Origin of the sequence: Mesorhizobium sp. M0701 (assembly GCF_040320365.1) — a bacterium.
Taxonomy (GTDB): domain Bacteria; phylum Pseudomonadota; class Alphaproteobacteria; order Rhizobiales; family Rhizobiaceae; genus Mesorhizobium.
Genome location: NZ_JAMYPO010000020.1, coordinates 1 through 14,429 on the forward strand (window position 1 = coordinate 1; position 14,429 = coordinate 14,429).

Here is a 14,429-nt window from a genome sequence, read left to right on the forward strand (position 1 = left end):
ATCACCCGTTGCTCAACCCGCGCCATACGGCGTAAAACCCGCCGAGGCTCTAACTGCAGCCGGATGAAAATTCAGTGGCAGGTCACGCTCTTGAGCGATATGCCGGTCAGGGCGATTTGATAGCTGCTTCAGGCCATCGCTTCGCGATGCGGTTTTGTTTTGTGTTGCCAGCCCCCGCTCGCGGGGTGGGCGACGCTCCTTTCTAAGCCCGCTGCGGCGTGCCGCAATGCCTGCTTGGCTCACATTCTCCACTCCGTTGCGGCCCTCCGGGTGCGGCCCGCCTCGTTCAGCGGGCCAAGCCAGTCGCTTTCTGCCGCCCACCCCACTCACGGGTAAGGCGCGGGAGATTAGCGACCGGAAACGAAGATCATGCGCAGACCGGCAAGCGTGGTGCCCGTGGCGAAGTGGGCGGGAACAAGAACGAGGCTCCAAGGGCGAGCCTTGATTGCGAGATCACCGACCGCATCATCGCAGATCTGGAGCGGGGCTCGCTGCCTTGGGTCAAACCCTTGGGGCAGCGCCAAATCAGCTCTTGGCTTGCCGAAGAATGCCGCCACCGGTCGCAACGTTCCGGCATCAACATCCTGATCCTGTGGGGCGCGCTGATCGAGCGCGGCCACCCCGGCCAGAACTGGCTCACCTTCCGGCAGGCGCTTTCGCTTGCGGCAATGTCGAAAAGGCGAGCACGGCTCGACTATCGTTCATGCCGATCGCTTCATCCCGAAGAACGAGAAGGAACGCGCTAGAAAAGAAGACACCGAGCCGCAGGCGGTGCCCTTCCTCAAGCGTTTCACCGTCTTCAATGTCGCGCAGTGCGAGGGCCTGCCCGAGCAGTTTTACACCCAGTCTGAGCCGCTGCCCAAACGCGAAATCATCCCGCAGGCCGAGGCGTTCATCGCTCCCAGCGGCGCAGAAATTCGCATCGGCGGCAATCGCGCCTTCTACACGCCGGGCGGCGACTTCATCCAACTGCCGCCGCAGCCCGTTTGTTTGCCGAGGCCTCGCGGACAAGCGACAGGCAAGGTACGCGTTCAACCCAAATCCCTCCCTGGCCGAGCAGTTCGCCATACTGGCGGCATGACAGCGGCCGGTCTCGACCACCTTCATGACGCAGAAAAACTTTGCAACACAACCCATCCGCCGCCGCCAGCACCTGCTTGCGTGTCGCTTCGGAGGGTCGGCCGGTTCCCGAAAGCACGTAAGATGCCGTTGCGACCGACGCCTGCCACCGCCGCGACTTCCTTGATTCCGGACCGTTTCAGGGAATGTGCCGCCGGCCGGTAACGTCAAGCGGCAACGAGCCGCATGATCGTATCGATATTGAACTGGATGCGCTGCTCCAGGGCGTCCTTGGCCATCAGGTCCCGCTCGTAGATGATCGAACCGGTGAAGCGGTTTGTCAGGTAGTAGTAGCCGACGGCCGCGATGGTGATGTTGAGCTGCACGGGATCGATGCCGTCGCGGAGGACGCCCGCCTTCACCCCGCGCTCAAGGATGCTTGAGACCAAGTTCACGAGCTTCCTGCTGGAGACCTTGACGATCTCCGACTTTTTCAGGTGCTTGGCTCGATGCAGATTTTCGCTGTTGACGAGCGTCAGAAATTCCGGGTTCTTCAGGTAGTATTCCCAGGTGAAGCGCACCAGTTTTTCGAGCGCTGCCTTCGGGTCAAGATCTTCCAGGTGCAGCTTCTGCTCGGCGTTGCGAATATCGAGATAGGCCTCTTCGAGAATGGTCTGGAACAGGCCCTCCTTGCTCTCGAAATAGTGGTAGATCATGCGCTTGTTGGCCTTCGCCTTCTCTGCGATGTCGTCGACGCGCGCCCCACCCAAGCCTTTCTTTGCAAATTCTTTTTTTGCCGCCTCGAGGATGCGCGCTTTGGTGGCTTCCGCGTCGCGGATGCGCGGTTTTCGTCCCGGTTTTTCGTTTCGTTCGCCCGTCATGTTTTGCGCCTGCCCTCTGCCGCGGTCGGGATTTCTTCCCTGCAACTCATACACGCGCGTCGCCGTCCGTCACAGCCGTTCGACGCGATTGCTTGTCTTGATCATACTGAAACCGCTTGACTTGGGCAAACTAAAAGAAGTAACTGGTTAGTGCGTTAAATGGCGTAGGTCACGCCGGAGCGCCTCGCCCGAAGGCAGGGCTCTCCTGTCGACAGCAGCGCCAGTCGTGACGCGCGAAGCGTTTCAATCGAAGATTGGGAGGAACCAATGTCGACCTTTATCAAGGATTTCATCGAGCGCGAAACGGTCAGCCGTCGCAATTTTCTGTTCGCAGCTGCGGCCGGCATGGGCGCGGCTGCCGTGCCGGGACTATTCGGTGGCGGCATCGCACGCGCCGCGCTGACAGACCCGGCGATTGCCTGGAGCTACCGCGACCGCGCCTCGGCATACTGGAACTCTGTCGTCTCCGGCGGCGAGGCCTTCGTGGAGTCGCTCGGCAAGCCGAAGAGCACACTCATCAGCCTTATCAACGAGGGCTCGACGGAAAAGTCGCTCGCTGACATCAAGGCCTTCCTTGCCAAGAACAATGGCAATTGCGCCATTGCCTGCGATGCCAATGACAGCCCGAACGCCCGTCCGGTCGTCGAGGCCGTTCAAGCTGCCGGCGCCTATGTGTCGACGATCTGGAACAAGACCGACGACCTGCACCCCTGGGACTTCGGCGACAACTATGTCTCGCACATGACCTGGTCGGACGAAAAGCCGGCGGAAGAAACCGCCCGCATCCTCTTCAAAGCCATGGGCGGTGAGGGTGGCGTGGTCCATCTCGGCGGCATCGCAGCCAACAATCCGGCCGTCGAGCGCCTCAACGGCCTCAAGAACGCACTGAAGGACTTCCCGAAGGTCGAGCTGCTCGATGCCGAGCCGGCCGACTGGGACACACAGAAGGGCGCGGCACTGATGGCCTCGTTCCTGACGCGCTACGGTGACAAGATCAAGGGCGTGCATTGCGCCAATGACAACATAGCCTACGGCGTCATCGAGGCGCTGCGTGCCGAGGGCATCGAGAACATGCCGATCGTCGCCTATGACGGCAATCCGGAAGCCGTGCAGATGGTCATGGATGGTCAGCTACTCGCCACCGTCTTCACCAATCCGCATTGGGGCGGCGGCATCAGCGCTGCACTCGCCTACCATGCCGCCATCGGCACCTTCAAACCTTCCGAGGAGCCGAAGGAGCATCGCGAATTCTATGGCCCGACGATTCTCGTTACGGCCAAGGACGCGGCGGAATTCAAGGCGAAGTACCTGGATTCCGTGCCGACCTACGACTGGAAGGACTTCTGGGGCCCGTCGAACGGTCAGATCCAGTACAAGTCCTGACCATAGGCAGGGCGGCAGCCGTACGCTGCCGCCACATCTCCTGCGAAATTCATTAGAGGGGTGTCTGACGTGACACGTCGCCTTTCGCGCGAAACCTTGATCAAGTGGGCGCCGCTACTGGTGCTGATCGCGCTGCTGATCTTTTTCACCGCACTCAACCCGACCTTCTTTTCCTTGCGGAACTTTGCCCGTATCGCGATCGCGGCGGCCCCGGCGCTCATGGTCGCCGTCGGCGTCACCTTCATCATCGTCATGGGTTCGATCGACCTTTCCATGGAGGGAACGGTCTCGCTCACGGCGGTCTCCTTCGCCTTCATCTTCGCCCAGCTTGGCGGCACGCTCGCCGGCTTCGGCTGGATAGCCATTCCGCTTGTGCTCGTGCTCGGCGGCATGCTCGGGCTCTTGAACGGGCTGGTGCATGTGAAACTGAAGATCCCGTCCTTCATGGCAAGCCTCGCCATGGGCTTTGTCGGCACCGGTGCCGCGATCCTGCTGACCGGCGGTGATATCGTGAAGGTCAGCGATGCCACCTTCCGCGGCCTGCTCACGGTGCGCTGGCTCGGCTTCCCGCTGATGGTCTATGTCGCGGCCCTCTTCCTGTTCGTCGGCAGGTTCATCCAAACCCACACGACGCTCGGCCGCAATTTCTACGCTGTCGGCGGCGGCGAGGACCTCGCTCACGCCTCGGGCCTCAACGTCACCCGCGTCCGCGTCACCGGCTTTGCGCTCGCCGGCGTCTTCTACGCCATCGCCGCGATCCTCGTCGTCGCCCGCATCGGGCAGGCGGAATCTGTGACGGGCGCAAACTTCATGTTCGTCTCCATCACCTCTGTGGTCGTCGGCGGCGTGGCGCTCTGGGGCGGCATCGGCGGCGTGTGGAACGCGCTCGTCGGCGTTCTTATCGTCAACGTCATCGACAACGGCATGGTCGTCATCGGTCTGCCCGATTTCCTCCAGGACGGAGTGCTGGGCCTCCTCGTCATTCTTGCGGTGGTGCTTTCCACCGACCGCAAGATGGTTTCCTTCGTTAAGTGAGGAGCGCCATGTACGAGCTGAAAGCCGTCGACAAGAAATTCCCCGGCGTCCACGCGCTGAAGTCTATCAATTTCCACATCAAGCGCGGTGAGATCGTCGGTCTCGTCGGTGAGAACGGCGCCGGCAAATCCACGCTGATGAAGGTCATCTACGGCGCCTACCAGCCGGATGGCGGCCAGGTCCTTATCAACGGCGCGTCCGTTCGCTTCGCCAATCCGCGCCAGGCGATGGAAAAGGGCATCGGGATGGTGTTCCAGGAACAGTCCCTGATCCCGAACCTCTCTGTCATGGAGAACATCTTTCTCGGCTACGAGCGCCAGTTCGTCCGCTTCGGCGTGGTCGACTGGAAGGCGATGGCGAGCGCGGCCAAGGCGCAGCTCGCCAAGGTGAAGCTCGACGTCGACCCGGTGACGGTGACCTCGAAACTCTCCTTCGCCCAGCGCCAGCTTGTCGAACTCGCCAAGGTTCTGACACTGGAGGAGCGGGTGAAGGGCGACCTCGTCATCCTGCTTGACGAGCCGACCTCGGTTCTATCGAAGGAAGAGGTCGAGCTGCTCTTCAAGCTTGTGCGGGAGCTGACGACGCGCGCCTCCTTCATCTTCGTTTCGCATCGCATGGAAGAGGTGATGGAGCTCTCCGACCGCATCTATGTCATGAAGGACGGCGAGGTGGTCGACGTGGTAGAGCGGGGCGGCGCGACGGCGGAGGCCATCCAGCACAAGATGGTCGGCCGCAACGTCGACAAGCAATATTACCGAGAACACCTGCAGAAGCCGTTCGATGGCTCGAAGGTGCTGGTCGAGATGGCGGCCGTCGGACTGCCGGGCAGCATCCAGGATATCTCGTTCAAAGTGCATGCCGGTGAAGTCCTGTGTCTCGTCGGCACGGAAGGTTCCGGGCGCGAGGCGATCCTGCGCACGATCTACGGCATGCTGACGCCGGCGACCGGCCGTCTCAAGATCAAGGGCGCTGACGCCACAGGCTATTCGCCGCGCCAGTCGGTCGCCCATGGGGTCGGCTATGTGCCGCGCGAACGCAAGATCGAAGGCATCGTCGCCGGCATGAACGTCTACGAGAACATGACGCTCTCGCAGATGCGGAACCATTCGAGCGGGGGGGTACTGCGCGTTAACGAGGAGCGGGCGCTGGCGCGCGACTGGATCAAGAAACTCTCGATCAAGGCACATTCGGAATTTGCCGATTGCGGCAATCTCTCGGGCGGCAATCAGCAGAAGGTCGTGCTGGCCAAATGGCGTTCCGCCGGCTCCGACATCATGTTGCTCGACCACCCGACGCGCGGCCTCGACATCGGCGCGAAGGAAGACGTCTACGACATGATCCGCGCGATGGGCGCGGCAGGCGTCGGCATCGTGCTCGTCGCCGATACGCTGGAAGAAGGGATCGGCCTGTCGCACACCATCATCGTCGTCAAGGACGGGCGCATCCAGAAGCAATTCGCCTGTAAGCCGGGCGCCAAGCCCACGCCCTTCGACCTGCTGCACCATATGATCTGAGGGAAGAGATGGATATTCAGCGCCTCAAACCGCACCTACCCTGGATCACGCTGGTCGTGCTCGTCGCGACCGTCGGCGTCAACGATCCCGGCTTCCTGCGCCCTTCGAACCTACTCGGCATCGCCGGGGATATCGTGCCGCTCTTCATCATGGCGCTCGGGCTCACCTTTGCTATCTATATCGGGGGCATCGATCTTTCGGCGCAGTCCATGGCGAACATGGTGACGGTCGTCGCCTCGGTATATCTCGCCTCCATGGGGGCGTGGGTCGCCCTGCTGTGCGTGCTTGCCGGCTTCCTGCTCGGCATGCTCTCCGGTTATGTGACGACGCGGCTTTTCGTGCCGTCCTTCATCTCCACGCTCGCTGTCGGCGGTGTCGCCTTTTCTATTGCGCAATGGCTCTCCGGCCAGCGCGCACTCAACATGGATGCCACACAGCGCAACGAGACCTTCGGCTGGATGATCGGCCGCACCTGGGGCGTGCCGCATGAGCTGCTGATTGCCGCGGCGCTCGTCGCGATCTGCCTCTTCATCGAGCGACGCACGACGCTTGGCCGTGCCCTGAAGGCCGTCGGTGCCGGCGAACTCGCGGCCGCGGCCTCAGGCCTCAATGTCGCCCGCTACAAGATTCTTGCTTTCGCGATCTCGGGCGCACTCGCCGCCATTGCCGGCCTCCTCTTTGCGGTAAAGCTTTCGGGCGGTGCGCCGACGATCGCCAACGGCTTCCTGCTGCCGGCCATCGTTGCGGTGCTCGTCGGTGGTACGCCGCTGACAGGTGGCGTCGGCGGTGTCGTCAACACCGTGGTCGGTACGCTCATTGTTGCCGTCATCCGCGCCTCGATGCTCTATTTCGAGATCGACGCGACGCGCCAGCAGATGGTTTTCGGCGTCGTGCTGATCGTCGCCATCGCGCTGACCATCGACCGCGCAAAGCTGCGCACCGTGAAGTGAGGATCTGGCCATGAGCACCATGCGCGCCGCTGTCCTCACTGCGCCGAAGCGCTTCGAACTCCGCGACGTTCCGGTGCCGTCCGTCGGGCCGGATGATGTACTGGTGCGGGTAACGCGCACAGGCATTTGCGGCACGGATATCCATATCTTCAACGGCCACTACGCCGCTGACCAGTTGCCGCTGATCCCCGGCCATGAGTTCTGCGGCACGATTGCTGAGATGGGCACCAATGTGCGCCATCTGGCGCCTGGCACGCGCGTGGTCGTCGACATTAATATCGGCTGCGGCACATGCTTCTGGTGCCGGCGTAATGAGGTGTTGAACTGCGCCGAGGTCACCCAGGTCGGCATCGGCAGGGATGGGGCTTTCGCCGAATTCGTCGCCGTGCCCGCGCGCCTCGCGATCCCCGTTGAGGGTAACATCGCTGACGAAGTTCTCGTCCTCACCGAGCCGGTCGCCTGCGTCGTCCGCGCCGCGCGCAAGGCGAGGGCGACCTTCGGCCAGTCGGTCGTAATCTTCGGCGCAGGGCCGATTGGCAATCTTCATGTGCAGATGATGCGGCTCGTCGGCGCGGCCCCCATTATCGTCGCCGATCTGTCCGCCGAGCGCTCCCGGATGGCTCTCGAAGCCGGCGCGGATGCGGCGGTGTCCGATCCGGCCGAGCTCAAGAAAACCGTGCTGCGGATGACCGGCGGACGCGGCGCGGATCTGGTGGTCGAAAGCGTCGGCAACAGAAAGCTCTATGAACAGGCTTTCGACCTGACGCGCCGCGGCGGGCACATCGCCTTCTTCGGCATCACGTCGCGGGGCGAGACGGTCCCCCTCGATATCCTCCGCACGGTTCTGGAGGAGACGAGCCTCAAGGGCTCCGTCGCGGGCATGGGGGAGGATATGCATGACGCATTGACCCTTCTATCGCATGGCCGGTTCCGCACGGATGATTTCACCAAGGCGAGCTACTCCCTGGAGAATATCCAGGCGGCTTTCGACACCCTCGGGGAACGGCCGCACGACCTGAAGACGCAAATCGCCATTGCGGCGTAAGACCTATCGAAGTGGAGGTATCCCGTGGACCAGAAAAACCCGTTCCTTTCTGCCCCGGCCGCAGCGCGCACCTTCGGCTTTTTCGTCGATGGCGAGTGGAAAGACGGCGCGCAATACTTCGAACGCACGTCGCCCGGCCACGGCACGCCTGTCACGCGCACGGTTCGTTGCACGGTCGATGATCTGAACGCCGCCGTCGCCGCGGCACGCCGCGCCTTCGAAGATCGCCGCTGGGCTGGCCTTTCGGGTGCGGCCCGCGGAAGCGTCCTGTTGCGCGTTGCTGAAATCTTGCGCCGCCGTCGCGACGAAATCGCCTATTGGGAGGCGCTGGAAAACGGCAAGCCGATCTCCCAAGCGCGAGGTGAAATCGATCACTGCATCGCCTGCTTCCAAACGGGCGCCGGTGCGGCGCGCATGCTGCACGGAGACAGCTTCAACTCGCTCGGCGACGATCTCTTCGGCATGGTGCTGCGCGAGCCGATCGGCGTCGTCGGCCTCATCACGCCCTGGAACTTCCCGTTCCTGATCCTCTGCGAGCGCGTGCCCTTCATCCTCGCCTCTGGCTGCACGATGATCGTGAAGCCGTCGGAAGTGACCGCTGCAACGACGCTGCTGCTCGCCGAAGTGCTGGCGGAAGCGGGCCTTCCGGCCGGTGTCTACAACGTCATCACCGGTGCCGGCCGCAGGATTGGCCAGGCGCTGTCCGAGCATCCTGACGTCGACATGCTGTCCTTCACCGGCTCGACAGCCGTCGGCCGCTCCTGCGTCCACGCGGCAGCCGACAGCAACTTCAAGAAGCTCGGCCTGGAGCTTGGCGGCAAGAACCCCATCATCGTCTTCGCCGATGCCGATCTGGAAGACGCCGGCGACGGCGCGGCCTTCGGCATCAGCTTTAACACCGGGCAATGCTGCGTCTCCTCCTCGCGCCTGATCGTCGAGCGCTCCATCGCCGCCGAATTCGAAAAGCTGCTCGTCGAAAAAATGAAGAAGATCCGCGTCGGCGATCCGCTGGACGAGGCGACTCAGGTCGGGGCCATTACGACAGAGGCGCAGAACGCCACGATTCTCGACTACATCGCGAAGGGCAAGGCCGAGGGCGCAAAACTTCTCACCGGCGGCGGGCCGATCAATCTTGGTCGCGGCCAGTATATCGCGCCGACGCTCTTCTCCGGCGTTTCATGCGACATGGTCATCGCCCGCGACGAGATTTTCGGCCCCGTGCTGTGCTCCATGCATTTCGATACGTTGGAAGAAGCGATCAAGCTTGCCAATGACACGGTTTACGGTCTTGCGGCGAGCGTCTGGACGAAGAATATCGACAAGGCACTGATGGTGAGCCGCCGGGTTCGCGCCGGGCGCTTCTGGGTCAACACGATCATGGCCGGCGGTCCCGAAATGCCGCTCGGCGGCTTCAAGCAGTCCGGCTGGGGCCGAGAGGCCGGGATGTATGGGGTAGAGGAATATACGCAGGTGAAGTCCGTTCATGTCCAGATCGGCAAGCGCACGCATTGGATCGCATGATGGCCGCTGGCTATGACTATGTGATCGTCGGCGGCGGTACCTCCGGGTGCGTGCTGGCGGCGCGGCTTTCGGAAAACCCGTCCGCGCGAGTGTGCCTCATCGAGGCGGGCGGGCGCGATACCAATCCGCTCATCCACATGCCCGTTGGCTTCGCTAAGATGACGACGGGGCCGCTCACTTGGGGCCTGAAGACCGCGCCCCAGAAGCACGCCAACAACCGTGAGATCCTTTACGCGCAGGCCAAGGTGCTCGGGGGCGGGTCGTCGATCAATGCCGAGGTTTTCACGCGTGGTGTGCCCGCCGATTATGATCGCTGGGTCGAGGAAGGCGCGGAAGGGTGGGGCTTCAAGGACATCCAGAAATATTTCCTGCGATCGGAGGGCAATTCGATCCTCTCCGGTGCCTGGCATGGAACGGATGGCCCGCTCGGCGTCTCCAACATCCCCGAGCCGCAACGCATGACGCGCGCCTTCGTGCAGAGCTGCCAGGAGTTCGGCATTCCCTACAATCCGGATTTCAATGGCCCGGTGCAGGAGGGGGCGGGCGTTTACCAGACGACGACGCGCGACAACCGGCGCTGCTCGGCGGCCGTCGGCTATCTGCGTCCGGCCCTGAAGCGTCCCAACCTGACGGTCGTCACCGGTGCGCTTGTCCTGCGCATTGTCTTCGAGGGACTCCGTGCGGTGGGCGTCGACTATGAGGCCGGCGGCTACCGCACGACGGCGCGGGCGGAAAGCGAAGTGATTCTTACCTCTGGCGCCATCGGCACGCCGAAGCTGATGATGCTCTCCGGCGTCGGGCCGGCCGATGCGCTCAACAGCCACGGCATCGAGGTGGTGCAGGACATGGCCGGCGTAGGGCAGAACCTCCAGGACCATTTTGGCGTCGACATCGTCGCGGAACTGAAGAACCACGATAGCCTCGACAAATACAACAAGTTGCACTGGTCGATCTGGGCAGGCATTCAGTACACACTCTTCAAGTCCGGCCCCATCACCTCCAACCTCGTGGAGGGTGGGGCGTTCTGGTATGGCGACAAGGCGAGCCGCATCACCTCCAACGTCGTGCAGGGTGGGGCGTTCTGGTATGGCGACGAGGCGAGCCCGACCCCGGACCTGCAGTTCCACTTCCTTGCGGGCGCGGGGGCGGAGGCAGGCGTACCGAGCGTGCCGAAGGGCGCGTCCGGCATCACGCTGAACTCCTATACGCTTCGGCCGAAGTCGCGCGGAACCGTGACCTTGCGCTCGGCCGATCCGCGCGCCTTGCCCGTTATCGATCCGAACTTCCTCGGCGACCCCGACGATGTAAGGATTTCCGCTGAAGGCGTGAAGATCAGTCAGGAAATCTTTGGCCAGCCTTCCCTGCAGAAATGCATCAAAACGTTGCATTTTCCCGATAGAAACGTGCGCACGCAGGAAGACTATGTCGCCTATGCGCGCCAATACGGGCGTACCTCCTATCACCCCACCTGCACCTGCAAGATGGGGCGGGACGAGATGTCGGTGGTCGACCCGCAACTGCGCGTCCACGGCCTCGATGGCATCCGCATCTGCGACAGTTCCATCATGCCGAGCCTCGTCGGCTCCAATACCAATGCGGTGACTATCATGATCGGCGAAAAGGCATCGGACATGATCCGCGGCAATGCCTGATCGATCGAGGCGTCTCAAGCAAAAGGGCGGCCTTGCGGCCGCCCTTTTGCGTCAGTCCCATTGGGGGACCCAGGGCAGTTGCCCCGGCTTGACAATGCGGTAACCGGTCGCGTTCAGGGCGTCGATCCTGTCCATGTCGATGGACGACAGCGTGAAATCCATGATGTCGAAATTCCCCCGGATGTTTTCCGGCTTCGTCGACATCGTGTTGAGCGGCACACCCTTCTGGAGCGTCCAGCGCAGCACGACCTGTGCAGCAGATTTTCCGTAGGTTTTGCCGATCTCGGCGAAAAGACGGTGCTTGAACACTTCGCCGCGGGCGATGGACGCGTAGGAGGAAAGCGGGATGCCCGTCTCCGATGCGGCGGCGAGGAGCTTCTGCTGGTTGACCAGCGGGTGAAACTCCACTTGGTTGGTGACGAGCGGTCCTTCGACCACGGCGCGCGCCACACGCATCATGCGTGCGGTATAGTTCGAGACGCCGATGGTATCCGTAAGACCCCTGTCCCGGGCGGATTGCAGGAGGCGCAGGGATGGCGCGACGTCACCGTCTGCCGGCGGCCAGTGCAGGAGAAGCGCATCGAGGCGATCGATCTGCAATGACTTCAGGCTGGCCTCGACCGAGGGCAGGAATTTTTCTTCTGAATAGTTGTCCGGATGCACCTTCGTGGTAATGCAGAGCTCTTCCCGCGCGACGCTGCAGACTGCGAGTGCCGCACCCGTATCGGCCTCGTTGCCGTACATCTGCGCCGTATCGAACGCTCGGTAACCGGCGCCGATGGCGGCAGCGATCGTGTGTCTGAGGTCGTTTCCCTTCAGCGGAAAGGTGCCGAAGCCGCGCTGAAAGCTCTTCTGGAAATAGATGTTCATGCCTCCTCCTTGGCTGTCTGGGAGCATCGATGGCGCCATGCGCGTCGACGCGAAAAACCTGCTTGCCTGATTGCCCAGGCCGTGTTTAATCTATAACTAGTTAGTTACTTAATGCAATGCGGAACGGAGGTGAAGTCGATGAAGAAGGTAAAGACGGCGGAGGAGGCGGCCCAACTCGTCAGGGATGGTGCGGTCGTTGCAGTCAACTCTTCGTCGGGCCTGTGTTGCCCTGAGGCCGTTCTCAAGGCGCTAGGCGAACGCTTTGATCGCGAAGGCCATCCGCGCGGTCTCACCTCCATTCACCCGATCGCGGCCGGCGACTTCTTTGGCACCCGTGGTGTTGACCACATCGCCAAGCCGGGCATGCTGAAGAAGATCATCGGCGGCTCCTATCCCTCGGGGCCAAGCAATGCCGAGCCGCCGCTGGTCTGGCAGATGATCCTCAAGGAGGAGCTCGCCGCCTGGAACGTGCCCTCCGGCATCGTCTTCGACATGCTCCGGGAGGGCGCCGCCAAGCGTCCGGGCGTGCTCACCAAGGTCGGCATGGAGACCTTCGTCGATCCCGATCAGGAAGGCTGCGCGATGAATGCGAGTGCGCGCGCCGAGCCGATCGTTCAGCGGGTTTCGTTCGCGGGAGAGGACTGGCTGCATTTCCCGGCGCTTCGCCCCGATGTTGCGATCATCCGTGCGACGACCTCCGACGAGAAGGGCAACCTCACCTTCGAACAGGAGGGTGCGACTCTCGGCGCTATGGAAATGGCGCTGGCCGCCCGCAATTCCGGCGGTCTGGTCATAGCGCAGGTCAAGCGGGTGGCGGCCAGCGGCACCCTGCGGCCCCATGACGTGCGCGTCCCCGGCATCCTCGTCGACGTCATCGTCGAGGCGCCCGATCAATTGCAGACGACGGCGACGCCCTATGACCCGGCGATTTCCGGCGAGCTCTTCCGGCCGCTCGAAACCTTCCGCCTGCCGGCCCTCGATGTTGGCAAGGTCATCGCCCGCCGCGTGGCGCGGGAACTGCAGGATGGCTGGGCCGTCAATATCGGCTTCGGCATTTCGGCCAACGTGCCGCGCATCCTCATCGAGGAGGGGCTGCACGGCAAAATCACCTGGGTGATCGAGCAGGGCGCCGTCGGCGGCGTGCCGCTTCTCGATTTCAAGTTCGGCTGTGCCTCCAACGCCGAGGCCTTCGTCGCCTCGCCCCATCAGTTCTGTTACTTCCAGGCGGGCGGCTTCGACTGCTCGCTCCTGTCCTTCCTGGAAATCGACGCCGAGGGCTCGGTCAATGTCAGCCGCCTGGCGGCAACGCCACACCGCACCGCTGGCGCCGGCGGTTTTGTCGATATCACGTCGCGTGCGAAAAAAATCGTCTTCTCCGGCAATTTCAATGCAGGCGCCAAGATGCACATCGAGGACGGCCGGTTGGTGATCGACATGGAGGGCCGCATCGCCAAGTTCGTGCCAAAAGTTGATCAGGTCAGTTTTTCTGGCAAGCGCGCCCGCGCGCAGGGGCAGGAGATCACATGTGTCACGGAGCGCTGCGTAATAGAGCTTGATACGGACGGACTTGTGATAACAGAGATCGCCCCCGGCCTCGACCTTCAGCGTGACGTCCTCGACCAGGCGGCGACGCCGTTACGCGTCTCGCAGACGCTCAGGGTGATGGACGATGCGCTATTCCGCGCTGGCACCATGGGGCTGGCGCTGTGAGCGATCCGCGCATCGAACTCCGAATCGAGGGACACCTTGCGCGGCTCACCCTGCGACGGCCGGAAAAGCTGAACGCGATCGACGAGGACATGGTCGATGCGCTGTTGCGGGCCTGCCGTACCATCGAGCGCTCGGATGCCCGAGTTGCGATCCTGTCGGGAGAGGGCGGCAGGTCCTTTTGCGCGGGGGGCGATATCGAGGCGTGGAGCAGCCTCGACGCCGACACGTTCTCGCGCCGCTGGCTGCGCGACGGACACGGCGCCTTCGATGCGCTGGCCCGCCTCACGGTTCCACTGATCGCGGTGCTGAACGGCCACGCGCTCGGCGGCGGGCTGGAGCTTGCTGCCTGCGCGGACCTGCGTATCGCCGAAGTGCATGTGAAGATCGGCCAGCCGGAGGCCGGCCTCGGCATCATTCCCGGCTGGTCCGGCACGCAGCGCGCCTCGCGCCGCTTCGGCACGCAGCTTGTCCGCCGCATGGCGCTTTTTGGCGAAGTCTACTCAGCTGATGAGGCCATCGCGCTCGGGCTCGTTGATCAGGTCGTGCCCACGGGCGAGGGTGGCGCCGCCGCACAGGCCGCCGCGGCCCGCGTGCTGAAGCGATCTCCAAGGGCGACAGAATTGACGAAGATGCTGATCAATGCCGCCGAGCACGAGGAGAGCGAACGGGTCGTAGAGGCCTTGGCCGGCGCGGTGGCGGCTGCATCCGAAGATCTCACGGAAGGGCTGGCGGCCCACAGGCAGAAGCGGCCGGCGCGTTTCGACAGATAGCTTTCGGTCATCGCATACTCCTGATCCGTTTGGCGGTCT

General features: G+C 63.0%; 12 protein-coding genes and 1 pseudogene. 10 read left to right on the plus strand and 3 right to left on the minus strand.

Translation table 11 applies throughout. The features are described from left to right. Positions 1-347 precede the first annotated feature (347 nt). Positions 348-620, minus strand: a complete 273-nt coding sequence (locus tag NKI24_RS19270; protein WP_352747584.1) for a hypothetical protein — start codon at positions 618-620, stop codon at positions 348-350. On the opposite strand from NKI24_RS19270, the pseudogene NKI24_RS19275 reads away from it, so the two are divergent. Then, positions 510-933 (plus strand): annotated as a pseudogene (locus tag NKI24_RS19275) (ArdC-like ssDNA-binding domain-containing protein); the annotation flags it as partial. The gene NKI24_RS19270 and the pseudogene NKI24_RS19275 sit on opposite strands and share 111 nt — an antisense overlap. Positions 934-1,286: 353 nt before the next feature. Here NKI24_RS19275 and NKI24_RS19280 read toward each other — a convergent pair. Next, on the minus strand, positions 1,287-1,940 hold the full coding sequence (locus NKI24_RS19280) for a TetR/AcrR family transcriptional regulator (RefSeq protein WP_352517369.1): 654 nt from the start codon (positions 1,938-1,940) through the stop codon (positions 1,287-1,289). A gap of 267 nt (positions 1,941-2,207) precedes the next feature. Between NKI24_RS19280 and NKI24_RS19285 the strand changes: the two genes are divergently transcribed. The 7 genes from NKI24_RS19285 (at position 2,208) to NKI24_RS19315 (ending at position 11,040) form a co-directional block, all read left to right on the plus strand. After that, positions 2,208-3,323 (plus strand): sugar ABC transporter substrate-binding protein, encoded by a 1,116-nt coding sequence (locus tag NKI24_RS19285; RefSeq protein ID WP_352517368.1) that lies wholly within the window; start codon positions 2,208-2,210, stop codon positions 3,321-3,323. Positions 3,324-3,392: 69 nt separating this feature from the next. Then, complete coding sequence (locus NKI24_RS19290; RefSeq protein WP_352496350.1) at positions 3,393-4,358, plus strand: ABC transporter permease; 966 nt, start codon at positions 3,393-3,395, stop codon at positions 4,356-4,358. 8 nt (positions 4,359-4,366) lie between these two features. Beyond that, the gene (locus tag NKI24_RS19295; protein WP_352747445.1) at positions 4,367-5,872 is read left to right on the plus strand and encodes a sugar ABC transporter ATP-binding protein; all 1,506 of its coding nucleotides are present in this window, start codon (positions 4,367-4,369) and stop codon (positions 5,870-5,872) included. An 8-nt stretch (positions 5,873-5,880) separates the two neighbouring features. Then, positions 5,881-6,822: an ABC transporter permease gene (locus NKI24_RS19300; protein WP_352747448.1), complete on the plus strand. Its 942-nt coding sequence runs from the start codon at positions 5,881-5,883 to the stop codon at positions 6,820-6,822. Positions 6,823-6,895: 73 nt separating this feature from the next. Next, complete coding sequence (locus tag NKI24_RS19305; protein ID WP_352747451.1) at positions 6,896-7,867, plus strand: zinc-dependent alcohol dehydrogenase; 972 nt, start codon at positions 6,896-6,898, stop codon at positions 7,865-7,867. A gap of 24 nt (positions 7,868-7,891) precedes the next feature. Beyond that, the gene (locus tag NKI24_RS19310) at positions 7,892-9,388 is read left to right on the plus strand and encodes an aldehyde dehydrogenase family protein (RefSeq protein WP_352747454.1); all 1,497 of its coding nucleotides are present in this window, start codon (positions 7,892-7,894) and stop codon (positions 9,386-9,388) included. Further along, on the plus strand, positions 9,388-11,040 hold the full coding sequence (locus tag NKI24_RS19315) for a GMC family oxidoreductase (protein WP_352642356.1): 1,653 nt from the start codon (positions 9,388-9,390) through the stop codon (positions 11,038-11,040). Before NKI24_RS19310 ends, NKI24_RS19315 begins: the two co-directional genes overlap by 1 nt. A 51-nt stretch (positions 11,041-11,091) precedes the next feature. Here NKI24_RS19315 and NKI24_RS19320 read toward each other — a convergent pair whose 3' ends face one another. Next, positions 11,092-11,910 carry an aldo/keto reductase gene (locus NKI24_RS19320; protein ID WP_352747457.1) on the minus strand — a complete coding sequence of 273 codons (819 nt, stop codon included), beginning with the start codon at positions 11,908-11,910 and terminating at the stop codon, positions 11,092-11,094. A gap of 138 nt (positions 11,911-12,048) precedes the next feature. Here NKI24_RS19320 and NKI24_RS19325 point away from each other — a divergent pair, with 138 nt between their 5' ends. Together NKI24_RS19325 and NKI24_RS19330 are read left to right on the plus strand one after the other, a co-directional pair. Further along, positions 12,049-13,620 carry an acyl CoA:acetate/3-ketoacid CoA transferase gene (locus NKI24_RS19325; RefSeq protein ID WP_352578182.1) on the plus strand — a complete coding sequence of 524 codons (1,572 nt, stop codon included), beginning with the start codon at positions 12,049-12,051 and terminating at the stop codon, positions 13,618-13,620. After that, complete coding sequence (locus NKI24_RS19330; RefSeq protein ID WP_352690709.1) at positions 13,617-14,390, plus strand: enoyl-CoA hydratase/isomerase family protein; 774 nt, start codon at positions 13,617-13,619, stop codon at positions 14,388-14,390. Before NKI24_RS19325 ends, NKI24_RS19330 begins: the two co-directional genes overlap by 4 nt. The last annotated feature ends 39 nt before the right edge of the window (positions 14,391-14,429 follow it).